Raw genomic sequence first — 17,140 nt, 5'->3', positions numbered from 1 at the left:
GTCGACGCCCGGTCACGCACCGTCACCCTGGCGAAACGGCCCCGCGCGGGGCCGCGCCCCTCTACCGTGCCCTGAGGTGATGTGGCACGGCACCGGAGGGCGGGGCGGATGGACGACGACGAAGACATGCGGCTGGCGGGAATGACGCCGGAGATCTCCCGCCGCACCCTCACCCTGCTGCGCGGTCTGGCGGGCCTCGAACCGCCCGAGCAGGTCCCCGAGGAGGCCATGGTCGTCGCCGACGCGGTCCTGGCCGAGCACGGCACCGACGGGCTCCGGGTGCTGGTGATGACGCTGGCGGCCTGGGCGACGGCCCAGATCGAGAATGTCGCCGAGCTGAGCGGGCGCAGCCACGAGGCCGTCCTCGACGCGATGGAGCTGGCCTGCCTGGAGGCCAATGCCGAGGACACCCCCTGAACCACGGGCCGCGGAAGGGCTCTGGAGCCCCGTTCCCGGACCGGGTGCGGAAGAAACCGTGCCCGGTCCGGCCGCGATTCGGCGGGCTTCGGCGACACTGGGAGAGCAGGAGCGTCGTGGGGGGTCGTGATCGGAGGCCGTCGTGAGCACACCTTCCCCCATCCGGATCGCCGCCGTCCTGTCCACCGAGCACCGTGGACGGCTGATGTCCCAGGCCCGTGAGGTCAATTTCCCGGAGAGCGCGCGCATCTTCGACGAGGGCACCCGGGCGGATTCCTTCTGGATCGTGCGTTCCGGCACCGTGACCCTGGAAATCCCCGTCGCAGGCCGCCGGCCCGCGCCCGTGGAGAGCCTCGGCCCCGGTGAGCTGGTGGGCTGGTCCTGGCTGTTCCCGCCGTACGTGTGGCAGCTCGGCGCGGAGGCGATGACGCCGGTACGGGCGTACGAGTTCGACGCCGCGACCGTCCGGATGCTGATGGACGCCGATCCCACCTTCGGCTCCGCGATCGGGCACTGGGTCGGACGCGTGCTCGCGATGCGCCTCCAGCAGACCCGCACCCGCCTGCTGGAGCTGTACGCGCCCCGCCTCAGCAGCACCGCCTGAGCAGCCCTTGGTCCTCAGTCACGCACCTCGGCCGTCCCGGCCGGGCAGGCGGCGGACGTCGCCCCGAGGGCGCCCCAGGGGATCACCAGGGCGCCCATGACGGCGGTGAAGGTGCCCCGGGGGAAGTCGAGGGAGACCCGGTCGAGGGCGGTGACAGCCCGGTCGCCCGCTCCGAAGACCCGGGTGACGTCCTTGAGTTGGATCGCATCGTTTTCCATGCCCCCAGCCAACCGTCGGGGGCGGCGCGGCACAGCGGGCCCAGGCCGTGTCCCCGGGGTGGGACCGGCCCTACCCCGGGAGGGGGTCCAGGCCCCGTCCGGGCAGATCACAGGCGTGGTGCAGCAGGTTTCGGGGACGTGTCCCGGTCGGTGTTCGGCCGATTCGGCGGCCTGCTCCCCCACAGGTCAGCCCGCGCGCACGGCTGCGGTCTGCAGTCATTCGTACACGATCGGTGACGAAAAATGGGGGTCCGAACGGGCGTTCACGGCTCGGGTCGGCAAGACTGCGTCCGCTATCCGAAACATCAACCCAAGGGAGTGTTCGAAATGCGGTCCATCGCAAAGGGTCTCGGGCTCGGTTCCGCCGCCATGGCGCTCACCGCGCTCACCGCGCTGGCCTGGCCGGGTACGGCCGGAGCCGCACCGACCGGTACGGAGAGCCTGTACGCGCCGTCCGCGCTGGTGCTCAGCGTGACGGCCGGGCCCGATGCCGACAGGGGCACGGTCATGCGCGCGGTGACCCTCGTCTGCTCGCCGACGCCCGGCGGGACGCACCCGCACCCGGCCGCGGCGTGCGCCGAATTACGTGCGAACGGCTCGCAGCTCGACCCGCTCGCCGCACCGGCCTCCGACGCCGTCTGTACCAGGGAGTGGAACCCGATGACGGTGGCGGCCGTCGGGGTGTGGCAGGGCCGTCGGCTCAGCTACACGTACACCTTCGCCAATCCGTGCGGCCTGCGGAACACCTCCGGCGCGCTGTTCGGCTTCTGACCCCTCGTGAAGCGGTGGGCCGGGCGGCGCCGTGCGACCGCCGTCCGGCCCGGTGCACCGGGGGTTGCCAGCGCCCATGCCCAGGAGGTGTCTTGTCGACCCTCCGTCAACACGGCCGCATGTTCACCCCAGTTCGAGACTGGTCACCCCGAAGAGCTCCGGCAGGGCGAGGTCCGGTGCCGGGCCGGTGTACATCCGGGCCGTCTCGAAGGCCGGGGCCAGGCCGAGGCGTTCGAAGAGCGTGCCGGCCGCCGGGTTGGCGTCCGGTACGTCCACGGACACCAGCCCGTCGGGGGCGTGCCGGGCCAGTCTCCGCAGCAGGGCCGCCGCCACCGCCGGGGTGGCCGCGTAGAGGGGGCCGATCCGGTGGGCGGCGCTGGAGGGGCGGATCACGCCGAGGCCCTCGATGCGGCCGTCCCGGACGGCGGCCAGCGCGGTGCGGCCGGGCAGCCCGGTCCAGGCGGACAGGAAGGCGTCCCGCGGCGCGGGGAAGAACCGCCGGTCGTAGGCGGCGAGCCGCCCGAAGGGCAGGGTGCCCGCGTCCACGATCTCGACCGCGCCGTCGTCGTCCCCCTGCGGGGTGCCTTCGTAGCGGAAGTTGTTCCAGGCCCAACGGAATCCTGATTTGCGATAGTTGTCCTGCTGGTCGACGACCCCGTCCAGCCCCACGAGCCGCCCGTCGAGCCGTTCCATCCCGGCGCGCCACAGCCGGATGCCGTACCCCTGGCCGCGGACGGCCGGCCGGGCGATGTAGAAGCCGATGAAGCCGAAGCCTCCGCCGTACCGCACGGCGGAGATACAGGCCACCGGCTCGCCGTCCAGCCGCCCGATGAGGAACCCCTCCGGGTCGGCGACCGCGAAGGCGAACCGGTCCGAGTCCCCCGGATTCCAGCCCTCCTCGTCGGCCCAGTCGCGGATCAGCCCCATGTCGGCGGCGCTCGCGCCGGCGATCTCGAATCCCGTCATGCCGGTGTTGTACCAGATGGGTCCGGTGTGCGCAGCGGTGCCTGATCAGCCGTCAGAAGGCGGACGAACGCGGCCTGATCGGCTTCCCGGTGAAGGTCACTGACCTGACCGTCCCCCACTTCGACGACCCGCCAGACCCCGTCCGCGCGCAGCGCGAGGTCGGTCGTCACGAAGGGGCAGCCGAGCGCCCCGACGGCCGCCCGGACCGGTTCGAGGGCCCGTTCGAGGGCTGCTTCCGGGACTTCTGCGGCCGGGCTGTCGGGGTGGGCGGTGACCAGCCTGGGCGCCCCGTCCCGCCACCACACCCGTATCTCCGCGGCCGCCGCCTCCGGCGTGACGAAGTGCTCGAAGGCCCGCAGCACCACCCCGCCCGCCAGGAACTCGCCCTGCAGTTCGACGAAGCGGGTGACGACGCGGTGCAGCGCGGCCGGGTCGGCGAGGTCGGGCACGTAGCAGGCCTCGTCCCACTCGTGCTTGCGGGACTTCACGTAGTCCTTCACGACGGCGGGTCCCGGCGGGAGGCCCGCCGCGAGGGCCGCGAGTCCCTCCGGGTCCGGGACCGCTCCCGGACCCGCCGGCAACCAGCCGCTGACCGGGGTCAGGCCCGCGAAGGTCTCGTACCAGCCGGGGAGTTCGTGCGCCCGGCGGTACGCCTCCGGGGTGACGAGGAGCTCGCCACCGCGCCGGCGCAGGGCCGCGTCCAGTGCGGCGTACCGGCCCGCGGGGATCATCCAGCCCCGGTACCAGACGGCTCCGGTCCCGTCCGGCACGCGTGCGACGGCCCGCTCGGCGTCCCCGGCGAGCAGCGCGTCGTGGTCGATGAGCAGGGCCGTGCCCCCGGCGGCGCGCAACTGCCGGGCCTCCGCCGCGAAGTGGGCGTCGACCCGGCGCTCGTTCAACGGGTCGCGGCAGTGGAGGACGGTGGTGGTGGTCGCGGTTGTCGTAGCCATGCGCCCACCCTACGAACGGCCCCGTCGATCACCGTAAGGATTTCAGCCCGCGCAGATCACGTCGTCGAGCCGGATGGGGTTGGAGTCGAGGCGCACGTACGCGGTGAAGGTGTCGGTGGTGCCGGAGGCCCAGTGGGTGGTCACGGTGGCCCAGCCCACCGAGGCGGTCTTCGCGACGGTGACCGGGCCGACGCCGATGTCCTGCGGCTCGTCGTGGGCGCAGAGCAGGACGTCGAGCTCCTCATTGACCTGCTGTCTCTCTTTGAGGATCTGCGAGACCTGGTTCTCCCGGTCCTGCGCGGAGGGACCGTGGTCACCGTAGAAGCCGATGAGGAAGTCGCTGATCTGGGCAGCGGTGTGTCCCCTCCCCGCGAGGGCGGCGGGCGCGGCAAGGGCGGGAACGGACGGCATGACCGGTAGCGCGAGCAGGGTCAGCAGCAGGGCACCGAGGCGGTACGGCTTGAGCATCATGTCCGGTCTTGTACCCGCCGGGCCGGTGGATCGGGAGGGCGGGGCGCGGATCTCACTCCTGTGGGGGGCGGGATTCACCGCAGAAACGACCCTCCGGCCGGTGCGCGGAAATGGGCTCGCGGCCGGCCCTCACCCGTACGTAGGGTCGATGCATGGGGAAGCCACTTGTCGCAGTGTTCAGCGGGGCCGGGATGTCCACCGACTCCGGAATTCCGGACTACCGGGGGCCCCGGGGCCTGTGGCGGCAGGATCCCGACGCCGAAAAGCTCGTGACGTACGCGTACTACATGGCCGATCCGGAGATCCGGCGCCGCTCCTGGCTGATGCGCGCCGAGATCGGCGGGCTCGGAGCACGGCCGAACGCCGCGCACCTGGCCGTGGCGGAGCTGGAGCGCGGTGGCACCCCGGTGCGGGTGATCACCCAGAACGTGGACGGGCTGCACCAGCTCGCCGGGATGCCCGAGCGCAAGGTGTTCGAGCTGCACGGCAGCGCCCGGTCGGTGGTGTGCACGGCCTGCCACGCCCGGTCGGGCATGGACCAGGCGCTGGCCCGGGTGGCTGCCGGGGAACCGGATCCCGCCTGCCTGGTGTGCGGCGGGATCCTCAAGTCGGCGACCGTGATGTTCGGCCAGCGGCTCGACCCGGAGGTGCTGGGGCAGGCGATCGCCGTGGCCAAGGGGTGCCAGGTCTTCATCGCCGTCGGGTCGACCCTGCAGGTGCAGCCCGCCGCGTCGCTCGCCGGGATGGCCGCGGAGGCCGGGGCCCGGCTGATCATCGTGAACGCGGAGGAGACCCCGTACGACCCGCTGGCCGACGAGATCCTCCGGGAGCCGATCGGCACCGCCCTGCCGGCCCTGCTGGCCAGGATCGCCGCGCCCGAGCCCAGGCCCTAGCCCAGGCCCAGGCCCGAGCCCGAGCCCCGGCCTTAGCCCTGACCCGCGTCCGCCGCCCGGCGCATTTCCGCCACGTCCAGCTTCTTCATCCGCATCATGGCGGCGGTGGCCCGGGCGGCCCGCCCCGGGTCCGGGTCGGCGATCAGGTCGATGGCGCCCGGCGGGATGACCTGCCAGGACACGCCGAACCTGTCCTTGACCCAGCCGCAAACGCCCTCCTCGCCGCCGTCGCCGGTCAGCGCGTCCCAGTAGTAGTCCGCCTCCGCCTCGTCGGCGCAGCGGATCTGGAAGGAGATCGCCTCGGTGAAGGGGAACTGCGGGCCGCCGTTGAGGCCGATGAACTGCTGGCCGTTGATCTCGAACTCCACGACCATCACGGAGTCGGCCTCACCGGGGCCCGCCTCCGTGTACCGGCCGATCCGGCCGAGCTTGCCGTCCTTGAAGACGGACAGGTAGTAGTCGGCGGCCGCTTCCGCGTTGCCGTCGAACCACAGACACGTGGTGAATCCGTTGCCGCTCATCTCTGCCTCCGGGCCGGTGGGTGGACGGTGGTCACCGTCCCTCACATACAGACCGGCCCCGGACCCGAAATTCATCGGTGGGTCCGGGGCCGGTTCGCATTCAGCCGGTAATTCGTCCGTTCGGCCTACTTGGCGGGCGCCGCACCCATCGCGAGCATGCGCTCGACGACGCGCTCGGTGGCGTTGCCGTCGTCCAGGTCGCAGAACTCGGCGCGGAACGCCGCCCGCGCCTCGGCGTACTCCGCCCCGACCTCGTCCGCGTTGCGCACGGCCTCGATCAGGCTCGCCGAGTCCGCCAGCAGCGGTCCCGGCGCCTTCGCCTCCAGGTCGAAGTTGAAGCCGCGCAGCGTGCCGCGGTAGTGCTCCAGGTCGTACGCGAAGAGGAGGATCGGCCGGTCGGTGTGCGCGAAGTCGAACATCGCGGAGGAGTAGTCCGAGATCAGCACGTCGGCGACCAGCAGCAGGTCGGCCGCGTCGGGCCAGCGGGACACGTCGACGACGAACCCGTCGCGAACACCGTCCCGGACCTGCTCCGTCACGTGGTGGTGGCTACGGATCAGCAGGACGTGGTCCTCGCCCAGCTCGCGGCGGGCCTGGTCCAGGTCGATCCGCAGATCGAGCTTGTAGCCGCCCGAGAAGCCCTCGTTGTTCTCGCGCCACGTGGGCATGTAGAGGACGACCTTCTTGCCCTCGGGCAGGCCGAGGCGTCGCCGGACCTCGGCGATCCGCTGCGCGTCGGGCCGCACCAGCGCGTCCGTGCGCGGGCTGCCGGCCTCGATGACCTCGCCGTCGTAGCCGAGGGCGCGCTTGAGGAGGGGCGTGGCGTAGGAGCTCGGGGAGGCCAGCAGGGACCACTGGGCGCTGTCGTGCGCCAGTCCCTCCAGGATCTCCGGGCTCGTGTAGTAGTCGTGCACGAAGTCGTGGCCGATCTGCTTGATCGGCGTGCCGTGCCACGTCTGTACGACGACCTGGCCGGTGCGGCGCTCGAAGCGCTGCGGCACGTTGTCGTTGGTCACGTAGTAGCGGGCGCGGGCCAGCACCTCCCACGACTCCACGCTGCCGTACTGCACGGCGCGGGCGGTCGCGGGGACCTCGGCGCGGCCGTCGCGGACCAGCCAGACGTGCTCCAGCTTCTCGCCGCGGCGCACCAGTTCCTCGTGGATGGCGCGCGGCGAGTCGCCGGCACCCTGCCCCTGGAAGGTGTCGTAGACGACGATGTCCTTGACCGGCAGGGCGCGCTGCGCCGGGTAGGTCTCGAAGCGGGCGACGCGCTGCGCGTAGTGGGAGCGGTCGTGCGGGCTGATCAGCGGGTCGGCGACCAGCACCATGCGGTCGTAGAAGCGGGCCTCGACCCGCATCCGGCGGCCCTGCACGGTGAGCGGGTGCGGCCCGGCGAAGAGCAGGCCGGGGCCCATCTGCACGGGGGCGCCGCGGTCGACACCGAGCAGTCCGGCGGTGGTTCCGCCCTGGGCGGCCGGGCGCAGCGTCGGCCACCAGCGGCCCTCGGGGAGCGTGGTGCGGCCGGCGTACACCTCGGGCAGCACGGGCTGGAAGACGGCCTCGAAGGCGTCCCCGTCACGGGTGACGGGGTAGCTGAACTCCACGCCGTGCGCGTCGTGCAGGACGAACTCGTACGGCTCGTCGGTCGGCGCGACGAAGCGGCCCCGCAGGGTGAGGGTGCCGTCCTCGGCGATGACCTCGTCGACCAGCGGCGGGGAGGGCTGAACGGAGAGGGTCAGGTGTCCGGTGTTGCCGCGCTTGGCGAAGAGGGAGCGGTCCCCCTCCTCACCGGACAGGGGCAGGACGAGGCCGTCGAATCCACCGCGCTCGTCGTGGACCACGCGGTGCTCGGTGCCGTCGGCGCCGATGACGGAGAGGCTCCAGGGCTCGGGGGCCCACTCGCCGGGCTCGCACTCGGCGTCCGGTACGGCGGCCAGGTCGGCCAGCGGGACGCGGGCGGTGAACGAGGCCCGGCCGGCGCCGGACGCCGCGGTCTCCAGCGGGAAGGTGAGGACGGTGCCCGTGGTGACGTGGACGGCCTGCAGCGCGGTGGATCCGACGGCCTCGGCGGAGAGTTCGCCGATGATCTCGACGGCGTCTTCACCCGCGGCGCGGACGTCCAGGGCGCGGGCGCGGGCGATCTCCACCTGGATGGTGAGGGCGCCGGAGACGGCCGGGACGATCCGGACATCGGGGGCCACCCAGTGCGGGGGCGGGTTCTGGCCGGTGTCGTTCTCGCCGCCCCGCAGGCGGGCGCGGTGCAGCCCGCCGGCCCCGGTGACGGCGATGGACGTGGTCCATATGCCCTGGTTCCACTTGCCGCCCGACTGGAAGATCGAGGGGTCGACGACGGCGGTGAAGCCCGCCCAGTCGGCGTGCCGCAGGGCGAGGTGCGGGGCCTTCACCGTGGCCATCGGGGAGGCGACGGTACGGGTGCTGACGACGGAGCGGCGGCGCTTGCTCCCCTCGCGGAACACCAGCATCTTGCGGGAGCCGAGGCGGCTCTCCGCACCGAGGTGGCCGGGGAGGGCGTAGCCGCGCAGCAGCAGCTTGCCGTCGGCCCAGGCCGCCTGCTCCAGGCGGCTGACGACGCGGCGCTCGCGCGGGCCGAGGGTGAGGATCTTGGCCGGGACCGGCGGACGGCCCTGCAGGAAGGGGTAGTCCGCCTGCGGGCGGGCGAGGCCCTTGACCGGCACGCTGTAGTTGTAGTCACGCTGGTGGTGCTGGAGCGCGATGAAGTCCTCGACGCGGCCTTCGCCGGCCAGGTACGCCTTGAGCCGGTCGGCGACGGTCAGGTCGGACCAGGGGCCGGTGCCGATCTCGCGGACGAGACCGCCGACCTCCTTGACGAACGCGGCGCGGAAATCCGGGCCGCCCTCGTCGACGTACTTGTAGATGAGCGGGAGTTCCTCGCTCAGCACGTTGTGGTCGTAGTCGCGCAGGTAGCGGGCGTACTTGGCGCCCTGCTTGGCCTTGAGGGACTCGCGGACCAGGCGTACGGACTTCACCCGGTCGATGAGGGAGATCGGGTCGGTGGAGCGCTGGGTGATGGAGCGCTCGCCGGTCTCGCGGACGCGCCAGTGGTAGACGCAGTCGCTGATGATGTCGACGCTGGAGGCGAAGTAGTGCGCGGGGATGCTGACCGGGGCGTCCTCGTAGAGGATGCCTTCCGGGTACTGGAAGCCGTGCCGGTCCCAGAAGCTGCGCCGGTAGACCTTGTTCCACGCGGTGCGGTCGGTGACCAGCGCCGGGAACTTCGAGATGTGGGTCTTCAGCTGGGTGCGGGCGAAGGCGGCCCGGTGTCCCCAGGACTGCTGCATGCCGACGGAGCGGAAGCGCTTCACGTTGCCGCCCGCGAAGTCCGAACCCGTCTCGTCGAGCGCGCCAATGAGCCGCTGGTAGGCGTAGTCGGGCATCGTGTCGTCACTGTCGACGAAGGCCAGGTACTCGCTGTCCTTGTCGGCGTGGCGGGCGCCCACGTTGCGGGCCGCACCGAGGCCCGCGTTGTCCTGCATCACGACGCGGAAGCGCTTGTCCTTGGCGGCGAACGCCTTGGCTATGACGGCGCTGGTGTCCGTGGACCCGTCGTCCACGAGGATGACCTCGAAGTCTTCGAAGGTCTGGGATGCGATGGATTCCAGGCACTCGTCGAGGTAGAGCTCGACGTTGTAGACGGGGACGACGATACTCAGGCGCGGCGGCATGGGTGGCGGTTTCTCCAGCGTTTTATGCTTTGTCGATGATCAGCTACTCACAGCATCCTACTCTGTAACAGAGTCATAAACTCCACCCATATGGGGCATACGCAGCCAACCGCCAGGGCGGACGGCAAAGAATTCAGCCGTCCGCCACTTCGGCGATGCGGTTGGAGGCGGCCCGACCGTGCCCGTGGGGCCGGTCAGACCTCCAGGTCTGCTTCGATCTTCTTCAATTGATGACGGGCCATCGCGAGGTTGGCGCGCCCCTTGTCGAGCGCCAGGTAGAGGAAGAAGCCCGTGGAACCGCGGGCCTTCATCAGCCGGATCAGGTGGTACTGGCTGCCGAGGGTGATGAGGATGTCCTCGATCTCGTCCTTGAGGCCGAGCATCTCCATCGTGCGGACCTTGGCGCGGACCACGTCCGTGTTGCCCGCCGCCGCGACCGCGAGGTCGAGGTCCTTGCCGCCCCCGATCGTGCCGAGGGCCATACCACTGCCGTAGTCGACGAGCGCGGCACCGAGCGCGCCTTCGATCGTGGTGGTGGCTTCCTTGAGTGCGGTCTCCACATTGACCATGAGAGGGTCCTCTTTCTCGTTTCACTGTGACTGGGATGTGAGGGAATGTGACGGGCTGTAGCTGGGTATGGCCGTGGCGGCACGCGCCGGACAGGTCGGGCCCTGCCGCCGGCCGGAACGCGAATCACCCGGGAGCGGCTCCGGGACCGCGTCGCCCGAGGGTGTGGTCGATCAGTTCTGCTATCCGGAGACTGGAGCGCCGGGCCTCAAGGTGGAGGCGCCCGACGTTGACGCGCGGTTCGGCGGTCAGGGTGAGGACCGCCGCCAGGCCCGCCGCGTAGGTGGCGACGTATCCGTCCTCACCGCGCACGAGCAGTTCGCGGAATGCACCCTGGCCGGTGCAGTCGCTGAGCCGCTGGGCCACCCCCAGGGCGGCGGCGGTCAGCGCCGCGACGGACTCGGCCTCGGCGGCGGCACTGTCCTGGGCCAGCACGAAACCGTCGGCGCTCGCGGCGAGCGCACCGGTGAGCTGGGGTACCCGGGCCCGCAGCCTGCGGAGCTCTGCGAGTATCTCGGCCTCCGTCTCGGGGGGCACCGTACTCATGTCGGCCTTTCTCCTTTCGGGCTGCCTTCGCTCGGAGCGGTCGGCGCGCAGGGCCGGTCGCAGCGGGAGCCTCACAGACTTGCCTCCAGTGCGTCGCGTAACCGGCGGAGCAGCGCCACGTCCGGGGATTGGGCCTCGGTCATCCAGTCGGGCAGGGGCGCCACGGCCGGCGGCGGGGCCGGGGTGTGCGGGGTCTCGACCAGTCCGGCCGCCGCGAGGCGCCGTACGTCGAGCAGGGTGTGGAAGGCGGGCCGGCCCAGGACCCACGCGAGGTCGGCCGGGGTGCGCAGGCCGTCGGCCCGGCCCAGCAGGGCCCGCTGCCGGGAGGTGATCGTCTGGCCCGGCGCGGCCGCCCGGGGTACGACCGGGGAGGTGTCCAGCAGGGGGTACGGCCAGACCGCGTCGAGCAGGTCCCGGCGGCGCCGGGTCTCCCGTTCGACGGCGGCGGCGGGAACGGAACGGACGGAGCCGATCCAGTGGGTGGCCCCGCGGCGGAAGCGGGAGGGCCCGCTGCCCGGGGAGAGTGCGAAGAAGGCGGCGTCGAATATGGCGGCGAGGTGGCATATCTCCAGCTCCCCGCCGGCGAGGCCGCCGCTGTCCACGAGGAAGCGGGCGACCTGGCGGCGGGCACCGGCCCGGTCCACGGCCTCGCGCCAGCGCTCGGGTGCGAGGCCGCCGCCGGTGGTGAGCAGTACGTCGAGACCGGGGGTGGCCGGGCTCTCCGCGTGCACGATGCGGCCGTCCTCCAGGAAGAGGGTGCCGCGGTCGCGGAGCAGGGCACCGGTGGCGCGCTCCGCGGCGAGTCGGGTGAGAAGGGGGGAGACAGCGGCGCAGGCGTTCGCGGCCGTGGCGGTGGCCGGGGTGGTCATCTGAGTACCAGCCCCTCGGCCAGGGCACGGAGCCTGTGGCGCGCGAGGGCGAGATTGCCGTCGGCACGGTCGAGCCACAGGTGCAGGAATACGCTGCTGTCGAAGCTCGTCTCGACGAAGCGCAGTACGTGGTATCCAGTGCGGGTGGTGACGATCAGATCCTCGACAGGCGGGCCGGCCGGTAAGCCGGCGGACGAACCGGCGGAGGGAACGGCTCCGCCACCGTGTGCCGGGTCGGTCTCCGCCGGGGCGAAGGACTCGTACTCGGCTGCCGCCCGAGCCAGTTCGGCGGTCTCGGCGGCGGTGGTCTCGTGGTCTCCCACGGGCGACTCCCCCGCGGTGCCGAGGGCCAGTCCGCTGCTCCAGTCGACCAGCGCGGCCCCCCGCGCACCAGGCAGGGCCATGGCTTCGAGCAGGCATTCGTCGATCCCGGGCACGCGGGCTCCCCTCCCGGCCGGACGTGCTGGGTGCACTGTCGTACGGCGCAACAGGAGGGAACTTACTCAAGTTCCCGTGCACGAAAGGGTGTTCTGGCATTTTCCGCTGGAACATGCCAGGAAGGGTGCGAGACCTTGGCCGGAACGCGTCGATATTTGATCACGAAGCGAGCGGAAGATCGTCCGCGAGGCGGAACGACCCTCCCTCGCGCTGCACGTAGCCCTCATGGCTGAGGGTGCGCAGCAGGTGATAGACGGTCGGCAGGGGGATGCCGGTGAGCCGGGCGAGCCGCTTGGCCGTCACCCCGCCCTCCGCGGACATCGCTTCCAGGAGGCGCAGTGCGCGCTGCACGGAGCCGATCAGGGTGGGTGTGCTGTCCTTCTGACTGTGGTCGGTGCCCATGACTAGTCCCCCTGCTCCGGTACGAGGCCTGGCAAACCCATCAAAGTGGCTCACCGGGCGCAAAACCAGCGGACTCGCGTAAACCTGAGCATAAGATCACCGCATCCCGGCCCTGGCCCGGCCCGGACCGCCGGGCCCTAGCGCGTGCAGGTCACGTACGCCGGGAGCGGGGTGTCCGCGATCAGGTGGCGCGGCAGGGACAGCCCGAAGCGGCGTTCCACGACGGCGAGGGTGTGGCGGTCGCGGTCCGCGTCCGGTTCGCCGGCCGGGCGGGCGCACGCGCCGTCCGGGGTGAGGATGCCGGCCGCGATCAGCTCTTGGAGCAGGAAGTCCGGCCGGTGGCCGCCGCGCCAGCATTCCTCGCCGAGGCCGAAGCAGCACACGAGCTCGCCGTCCCGGGCGTACGCGAACTGCTTGGGCGGGTGGTCGGGCTGCGGGTCGAGGTGGACGGCCTCCACGCCGCCCCGGGAGACCTCGGCGAGCCGTTCCGCTCCGGCCGGCAGACCGTGCTCGACGGCGAAGGACCAGCCGCCCCACCGGCCGACCCGGGCCACGCCGTCGCCGTCCGCGGTCTCGGTGACCATGCTCCAGGCGTCGAGTGCGCCCAGCGGCCCGGGGTGCACCCCGGGGAGCGCGCCGAGCCGCGCGGCGAGTTCGTCGGGGGTTATCCCCCGGGCGAAGGTCAGACCGGCGAACCACTGGTCCCAGTGAGCCAGCCACCGGATCCCGTCCGACACGTCCTCTGCGATGTCCGCCATCTCCGCACTCCCCACGGTTTCCCCACCCCGCCGGTGCTTGTTCACCGGCACGATAGTCAGTCCGCGGGCTTCTCCGGGAGGAGGCGCTCGACCATCGTCCGAATGAGCCCCTGCACCGAGTGCGCCTCCAGCATGGCGGGCGCGGTCAGGTCGTCCACGATCAGACCGAGCATCGCCAGGTACATCAGGAGCACGCCCTGCCGGTCCCCGGGCAGCCCCGCGTCCAGGTGCCACCTGATGTTGGCCTCCAGCTCCAGGCCCTGGAAGGACGCGAGCTCCGCCTGGAGCTCGGGGCGCCGGGTGCCCTCCAGCCGCAGCTCCAGCATGGCGATGTGCACACTGCGCTCGCGCCGCATCCGGTCCAGGAGCCGGGTGAGCAGGATCTCGGTGTCCAGCGGGCCGGCGAGGTCCGCCGGGTCCGGGACCAGCCGTTCCCGGGTGCGGTGCAGGATCTGCACGAGCAGCTGGGACCGGTTGGCGAAGTAGTTCGAGGCGGTGCCCGTGGGCACGCCCGCCTCGGCGTCCACCGCGCGCAGGGTCAGGCCGCGCGAGCCCTCGCGCGCCAGGACTTCGATGGCGGCGTCGAGCAGTGCGGCGCGGCGCTGCGGGTTCTGGCGCATGGGCGGGTCCCTGGGGTGGGTGGGGCACATCGGGTGAGCACTGCAGGTGCAGTGATTCGCACACGGTAGCGGACGTGCCCGGTCCGAGCCCTCCCCACCGCCCCCTCCCCCGTGTCAGGCTGCGCGTCATGGAGCGGATCATCGAGGAGATACGCGAGGACCTGTCCCGCCGGATCGCCGTGGCGGCGGACCGGCTCGCCGACCGGACGCTGGCCGAGGACCCCGCCTACGCAGCCCTGCTGGGGCGGGCCGAGCTGCGCGAGCGGATCCACCACACCCTCCGCCAGGCCGTCGAGGGGCTGTTGCGCAGTTCCCGGGGCCTGCCGGTGGAGCTCGCCGACGCCCGGGCCGTCGGCACGCTCCGGGCCGAGCAGGGACTGCCGCTCGCCTCCCTGCTGCGCACCTACCGCCGTGGCGGCCGGCTCCTCTGGCAGAGCCTCACGGAGGCCGTGACCGCGCACGACCGGGCGGCGCTGCCCCGGCTGCTGCCCGGCGCGGCCGCATTGTGGGACGTACTGGACCAGATGACGGACGCCATGACCGAGTCGTACCGCCGGACGGAGGCCGCGCACGCAGACCGGGACCGGGAGCGCCGGGCGGCCCTGCTGGACGTGCTGCTCGACGGCGCGGACGGGCCGTCGCTCTCGGCCGCCGAAGCCGCCGAAGCCGCCGCCGTGCAGCTGGGGCTGCCGGAGCGGGGCCGTTTCACGGTGGTCGTGCTGGCCGCAGGCGCGTCCGGCATCCCGGTCGCCGCCGTCGCGCCGGCCGCCCCGGCCGGGGGGCCCGGAGCCGCCTCCGCTCCGCGCGTGCTGTGGCGCATCCGCACCGACGGGGAGATCGGCCTGGTGGAGCTGGGCCACCATCCGCTGGAGTCCGTACGGGACCTGCTCGCGCCCCTCGGGGTGCGGGCCGGGGTCGGCCCGGTCGTCGAGGCGCCGGCCGAGCTGGCCCGGGCGCGGCGGCTGGCCGCCCTCGCGCTGCGCACGGCCCCCGAGTCCGAGGGCCCGCGCACCGCGGTGCTGGACGAACGGCTGCCGGCGGCGCTGGTCGCGGCCCAGGCCGAGCTCGCCGGCCGGCTGCGCCAGGTGGTGCTCGGTCCGGTGCTCGCACTGCCCGCAGAGGACCGGCGGACGCTCCTGACCACCCTGGGCACCTGGCTGGCGTGCCGGGGCTCGACCACGGACGCCGCGCAGCGGCTGTACTGCCACCGCAACACCGTCTCCAACCGGCTGCGGCGCCTGGAGCGGCTCACCGGCCGCTCCCTGTCCGACCCCCGGCAGGTGGTGGAGCTGGCGCTGGCGCACTCGGCGGTGCTGCAGCGCGTCGAGGCGGAATCCGCTACCCGCCGCGCCGCGCCGGATCCGCGGGCCTCGCGGACTCCAGGAGGTACGGCACGTCGATCACCGCGACGCCCGGCGTGAAGAACAGTCGCGCCTTCAGCCGCAGGGCGTTCTGGTTGTGCAGGGGCTGCTCCCACCAGTGGCCCACCACGTACTCGGGGATCACCACCGACAGCATGTCCGTGCCGGAGCCGGCGGCCAGTTCCTCGACGTGGGCCAGGATCGGGCCCACCACCTCCCGGTACGGCGAGTGCAGGATCTTCAGCGGCAGGCCGGTGTCGTGCTCGGCCCACGCCTCGCGCAGCCCGGTCGCCTCCTTCTCGTCCGCCGCGACCGTGACCGCCGTCAGGGTGTCCGGGCGCAGTCCCTGCGCGTAGCCGATGGCCTTGAGCGTCGGGGCGTGCACGGCGGCGACCAGGACCAGGACGTGGTGGCGGGCGGGCTTGCGCGGGGTGGCGTCGGGAGCGATGGCGACCTGCCGGGCGACCTGGTCGTAGTGGCGTCGGACGCCCTTCATGCCGAGGAAGAGCAGCGGCATGGCGATGACCACCAGCCAGGCGCCGTGGGTGAACTTGGTGAGCAGGACGATGACCAGGACCAGGGCGGTCAGGGTGGCGCCGACGGCGTTGATGGCGAGCCTGCGGTGGATGTGGATCCGCTCCTCGCGCGGGGTGGCGGGTGAGGCGAGGGCCTTCCTCCAGTGCCGGACCATGCCCGACTGGGAGAGGGTGAAGGAGACGAAGACGCCGATGATGTAGAGCTGGATGAGGCGCGTCAGTTCGGCGTCGAAGGCCACGATGAGGGCGATGGCGACGAGTGCGAGGAGTACGACGCCGTTGGAGTACACGAGCCGGTCGCCGCGGTTGAAGAGCTGGCGGGGCGCGTACCGGTCCTTGGCCAGGATCGAGGCGAGCATCGGGAAACCGTTGAAGGCGGTGTTCGCGGCGAGGATCAGGACGCCCGCGGTGACGGCCTGGAGCAGGTAGAAGAGGAAGTGCCAGCTGCCGAAGGTGGCGCGGCCGATCTGGGCGAGGGCGGTGGAGGTGGCGGTGCCCGGGGGCAGGCCCAGTTCGGTGGGGTCGGCGGCGACGTGCACCTGGTACGACATGGCCAGGGCGGTGATGCCGGCGAACATCGTCACGGAGAGCACGCCCATGGCGGCGAGCGTGCTCGCGGCGTTCTTCGCCTTGGGCTTGCGGAAGGCGGGGACGCCGTTGCTGATGGCCTCGACGCCGGTGAGGGCGGTGCATCCGGAGGCGAAGGCGCGCATCGTGAGGAACACCAGGGCGAGTCCGGTGTAGGTGTCGACCGGGGTGATCGGGAGGTCGGCGGACTCGGCCCGGATGGTGTCGCCGGTCCCGAGCCGTACGGCGGCGACGGCGAACATGAGGTAGATGACGAGGACGAAGCCGTAGGTGGGGATGGCGAAGACGCGGCCCGACTCGCGTACGCCGCGCAGGTTCATGAGGGTCAGCAGCACCACGAAGGCGACGGACAGGACCACTTCGTGGTCGCTGAGCGAGGGAACGGCCGAGGTGATGGCGGAGACGCCGGAGACGACGGAGACCGCGACGGTCATCACGTAGTCGACGAGCAGGGCGCTGGCGGCGGTGAGCGCGGCGGTCTGCCCGAGGTTCTCGGAGCTGACGACGTAGGCGCCGCCCCCGCCCGGGTAGGCGTGGCAGGTCTGCCGGTACGAGGCGACGACGACGATGAGCAGGAAGACGATGGCGGCGGCCGCGTACCAGGTGAGGTGCAGCAGTGCGACGCCGCCGAGGGCGAGGATCAGCAGGATCTCCTCGGTGGCGTAGGCCACGGAGGAGAGCGGGTCGCTGCAGAAGATCGGCAGGGCGAGTCTTTTGGGCAGCAGGGTCTCGCCCAGGCGGGAGGTGTCGAGGGGTTCGCCGACCAGCACGCGTTTCACATTGATACGCCTCATTCGGGCATGATCGTGCATGCTGTAAGCACATCACCCCTTTTGCGGCTTGTGTCACCCCATGAGGTCCTCGGTCCCGTACGGCGGCCGGCGGCCGGTGCGCGGGGGCCGGCCGGCGCGATCGGGCACGGGAGGGGTCCCGGGATCGC

At 72.2% G+C, this 17,140-nt stretch carries 19 protein-coding genes; 5 read left to right on the top strand and 14 right to left on the bottom strand.

The genetic code is table 11. The annotated features are described in order from the left end of the window. Window positions 1–108: 108 nt before the first annotated feature. Window positions 109–417, top strand: a complete 309-nt coding sequence (locus ACZ4YL_RS23475; protein ID WP_189742644.1) for a hypothetical protein — start codon at window positions 109–111, stop codon at window positions 415–417. A gap of 142 nt (window positions 418–559) precedes the next feature. Beyond that, window positions 560–1,021 carry a Crp/Fnr family transcriptional regulator gene (locus ACZ4YL_RS23470; protein ID WP_189742646.1) on the top strand — a complete coding sequence of 154 codons (462 nt, stop codon included), beginning with the start codon at window positions 560–562 and terminating at the stop codon, window positions 1,019–1,021. A 14-nt stretch (window positions 1,022–1,035) separates the two neighbouring features. Here the strand turns inward: ACZ4YL_RS23470 and ACZ4YL_RS23465 are convergent, their stop codons facing one another. Next, the gene (locus tag ACZ4YL_RS23465) at window positions 1,036–1,239 is read right to left on the bottom strand and encodes a hypothetical protein (RefSeq protein ID WP_468119041.1); all 204 of its coding nucleotides are present in this window, start codon (window positions 1,237–1,239) and stop codon (window positions 1,036–1,038) included. Between the two features lie 327 nt (window positions 1,240–1,566). Here ACZ4YL_RS23465 and ACZ4YL_RS23460 point away from each other — a divergent pair, with 327 nt between their 5' ends. Then, on the top strand, window positions 1,567–2,010 hold the full coding sequence (locus ACZ4YL_RS23460; protein ID WP_468119039.1) for a subtilase-type protease inhibitor: 444 nt from the start codon (window positions 1,567–1,569) through the stop codon (window positions 2,008–2,010). Window positions 2,011–2,133: 123 nt separating this feature from the next. Here ACZ4YL_RS23460 and ACZ4YL_RS23455 read toward each other — a convergent pair whose 3' ends face one another. From ACZ4YL_RS23455 to ACZ4YL_RS23445, 3 genes are read right to left on the bottom strand one after another with little or no spacing between them, the layout of a single operon-like run. After that, on the bottom strand, window positions 2,134–2,976 hold the full coding sequence (locus tag ACZ4YL_RS23455) for a GNAT family N-acetyltransferase (RefSeq protein ID WP_468119038.1): 843 nt from the start codon (window positions 2,974–2,976) through the stop codon (window positions 2,134–2,136). Beyond that, the gene (locus tag ACZ4YL_RS23450; protein ID WP_468119036.1) at window positions 2,973–3,926 is read right to left on the bottom strand and encodes an ATP-grasp domain-containing protein; all 954 of its coding nucleotides are present in this window, start codon (window positions 3,924–3,926) and stop codon (window positions 2,973–2,975) included. The genes ACZ4YL_RS23455 and ACZ4YL_RS23450 overlap by 4 nt, the downstream gene beginning before the upstream one ends. A 42-nt stretch (window positions 3,927–3,968) precedes the next feature. Continuing rightward, window positions 3,969–4,397 (bottom strand): hypothetical protein, encoded by a 429-nt coding sequence (locus tag ACZ4YL_RS23445; RefSeq protein WP_468119034.1) that lies wholly within the window; start codon window positions 4,395–4,397, stop codon window positions 3,969–3,971. A 152-nt stretch (window positions 4,398–4,549) separates the two neighbouring features. Here ACZ4YL_RS23445 and ACZ4YL_RS23440 point away from each other — a divergent pair, with 152 nt between their 5' ends. Then, window positions 4,550–5,290: an SIR2 family NAD-dependent protein deacylase gene (locus ACZ4YL_RS23440; RefSeq protein ID WP_468119032.1), complete on the top strand. Its 741-nt coding sequence runs from the start codon at window positions 4,550–4,552 to the stop codon at window positions 5,288–5,290. Between the two features lie 32 nt (window positions 5,291–5,322). Here the strand turns inward: ACZ4YL_RS23440 and ACZ4YL_RS23435 are convergent, their stop codons facing one another. The 9 genes from ACZ4YL_RS23435 to ACZ4YL_RS23395 form a co-directional block, all read right to left on the bottom strand. Further along, a complete protein-coding gene (locus ACZ4YL_RS23435; RefSeq protein ID WP_468119030.1) occupies window positions 5,323–5,811 on the bottom strand; it encodes a VOC family protein in 489 nt (162 codons plus the stop codon). A gap of 125 nt (window positions 5,812–5,936) precedes the next feature. After that, window positions 5,937–9,515 (bottom strand): bifunctional glycosyltransferase/CDP-glycerol:glycerophosphate glycerophosphotransferase, encoded by a 3,579-nt coding sequence (locus ACZ4YL_RS23430; RefSeq protein ID WP_468119029.1) that lies wholly within the window; start codon window positions 9,513–9,515, stop codon window positions 5,937–5,939. A 194-nt stretch (window positions 9,516–9,709) separates the two neighbouring features. Beyond that, window positions 9,710–10,084, bottom strand: a complete 375-nt coding sequence (locus ACZ4YL_RS23425) for a hypothetical protein (RefSeq protein WP_468119027.1) — start codon at window positions 10,082–10,084, stop codon at window positions 9,710–9,712. Window positions 10,085–10,208: 124 nt separating this feature from the next. Beyond that, window positions 10,209–10,628 (bottom strand): roadblock/LC7 domain-containing protein, encoded by a 420-nt coding sequence (locus tag ACZ4YL_RS23420; RefSeq protein WP_301373166.1) that lies wholly within the window; start codon window positions 10,626–10,628, stop codon window positions 10,209–10,211. Between the two features lie 71 nt (window positions 10,629–10,699). Then, complete coding sequence (locus ACZ4YL_RS23415) at window positions 10,700–11,497, bottom strand: transcriptional regulator (RefSeq protein ID WP_468119025.1); 798 nt, start codon at window positions 11,495–11,497, stop codon at window positions 10,700–10,702. Beyond that, complete coding sequence (locus ACZ4YL_RS23410) at window positions 11,494–11,934, bottom strand: hypothetical protein (RefSeq protein WP_189966848.1); 441 nt, start codon at window positions 11,932–11,934, stop codon at window positions 11,494–11,496. The genes ACZ4YL_RS23415 and ACZ4YL_RS23410 overlap by 4 nt, the downstream gene beginning before the upstream one ends. Window positions 11,935–12,094: 160 nt before the next feature. After that, complete coding sequence (locus ACZ4YL_RS23405) at window positions 12,095–12,337, bottom strand: helix-turn-helix domain-containing protein (protein WP_030723034.1); 243 nt, start codon at window positions 12,335–12,337, stop codon at window positions 12,095–12,097. A 137-nt stretch (window positions 12,338–12,474) separates the two neighbouring features. Next, on the bottom strand, window positions 12,475–13,095 hold the full coding sequence (locus ACZ4YL_RS23400) for a DUF6461 domain-containing protein (protein ID WP_468119023.1): 621 nt from the start codon (window positions 13,093–13,095) through the stop codon (window positions 12,475–12,477). A 56-nt stretch (window positions 13,096–13,151) separates the two neighbouring features. Then, the gene (locus ACZ4YL_RS23395) at window positions 13,152–13,715 is read right to left on the bottom strand and encodes a TetR/AcrR family transcriptional regulator (RefSeq protein WP_468119021.1); all 564 of its coding nucleotides are present in this window, start codon (window positions 13,713–13,715) and stop codon (window positions 13,152–13,154) included. 128 nt (window positions 13,716–13,843) lie between these two features. Here ACZ4YL_RS23395 and ACZ4YL_RS23390 point away from each other — a divergent pair, with 128 nt between their 5' ends. Then, window positions 13,844–15,136: an RsbRD N-terminal domain-containing protein gene (locus ACZ4YL_RS23390; protein WP_468119020.1), complete on the top strand. Its 1,293-nt coding sequence runs from the start codon at window positions 13,844–13,846 to the stop codon at window positions 15,134–15,136. Here the strand turns inward: ACZ4YL_RS23390 and ACZ4YL_RS23385 are convergent. Then, window positions 15,054–16,994 (bottom strand): APC family permease, encoded by a 1,941-nt coding sequence (locus tag ACZ4YL_RS23385; protein WP_468119018.1) that lies wholly within the window; start codon window positions 16,992–16,994, stop codon window positions 15,054–15,056. The genes ACZ4YL_RS23390 and ACZ4YL_RS23385 overlap by 83 nt on opposite strands. Window positions 16,995–17,140: the final 146 nt, after the last annotated feature.

The organism is Streptomyces sp. NPDC030021 (assembly GCF_055574035.1).
The sequence above is the reverse complement of the archived record's forward strand: the minus strand, read 5'-3'. Positions and strand labels throughout refer to the sequence as shown.

What these genes read in the sequence shown, in the direction of transcription:
- ACZ4YL_RS23435 (WP_468119030.1), bottom strand. Translation starts at nt 5,811, where the DNA reads ATGAGCGGCAACGGATTCACCACGTGTCTGTGGTTCGACGGCAACGCG.
- ACZ4YL_RS23420 (WP_301373166.1), bottom strand. Translation starts at nt 10,628, where the DNA reads ATGAGTACGGTGCCCCCCGAGACGGAGGCCGAGATACTCGCAGAGCTC.
- ACZ4YL_RS23390 (WP_468119020.1), top strand. Translation starts at nt 13,844, where the DNA reads ATGGAGCGGATCATCGAGGAGATACGCGAGGACCTGTCCCGCCGGATC.
- ACZ4YL_RS23415 (WP_468119025.1), bottom strand. Translation starts at nt 11,497, where the DNA reads ATGACCACCCCGGCCACCGCCACGGCCGCGAACGCCTGCGCCGCTGTC.
- ACZ4YL_RS23395 (WP_468119021.1), bottom strand. Translation starts at nt 13,715, where the DNA reads ATGCGCCAGAACCCGCAGCGCCGCGCCGCACTGCTCGACGCCGCCATC.
- ACZ4YL_RS23400 (WP_468119023.1), bottom strand. Translation starts at nt 13,095, where the DNA reads ATGGCGGACATCGCAGAGGACGTGTCGGACGGGATCCGGTGGCTGGCT.
- ACZ4YL_RS23425 (WP_468119027.1), bottom strand. Translation starts at nt 10,084, where the DNA reads ATGGTCAATGTGGAGACCGCACTCAAGGAAGCCACCACCACGATCGAA.
- ACZ4YL_RS23445 (WP_468119034.1), bottom strand. Translation starts at nt 4,397, where the DNA reads ATGATGCTCAAGCCGTACCGCCTCGGTGCCCTGCTGCTGACCCTGCTC.
- ACZ4YL_RS23460 (WP_468119039.1), top strand. Translation starts at nt 1,567, where the DNA reads ATGCGGTCCATCGCAAAGGGTCTCGGGCTCGGTTCCGCCGCCATGGCG.
- ACZ4YL_RS23450 (WP_468119036.1), bottom strand. Translation starts at nt 3,926, where the DNA reads ATGGCTACGACAACCGCGACCACCACCACCGTCCTCCACTGCCGCGAC.
- ACZ4YL_RS23475 (WP_189742644.1), top strand. Translation starts at nt 109, where the DNA reads ATGGACGACGACGAAGACATGCGGCTGGCGGGAATGACGCCGGAGATC.
- ACZ4YL_RS23465 (WP_468119041.1), bottom strand. Translation starts at nt 1,239, where the DNA reads ATGGAAAACGATGCGATCCAACTCAAGGACGTCACCCGGGTCTTCGGA.
- ACZ4YL_RS23405 (WP_030723034.1), bottom strand. Translation starts at nt 12,337, where the DNA reads ATGGGCACCGACCACAGTCAGAAGGACAGCACACCCACCCTGATCGGC.
- ACZ4YL_RS23455 (WP_468119038.1), bottom strand. Translation starts at nt 2,976, where the DNA reads ATGACGGGATTCGAGATCGCCGGCGCGAGCGCCGCCGACATGGGGCTG.
- ACZ4YL_RS23385 (WP_468119018.1), bottom strand. Translation starts at nt 16,994, where the DNA reads ATGAGGCGTATCAATGTGAAACGCGTGCTGGTCGGCGAACCCCTCGAC.
- ACZ4YL_RS23440 (WP_468119032.1), top strand. Translation starts at nt 4,550, where the DNA reads ATGGGGAAGCCACTTGTCGCAGTGTTCAGCGGGGCCGGGATGTCCACC.
- ACZ4YL_RS23430 (WP_468119029.1), bottom strand. Translation starts at nt 9,515, where the DNA reads ATGCCGCCGCGCCTGAGTATCGTCGTCCCCGTCTACAACGTCGAGCTC.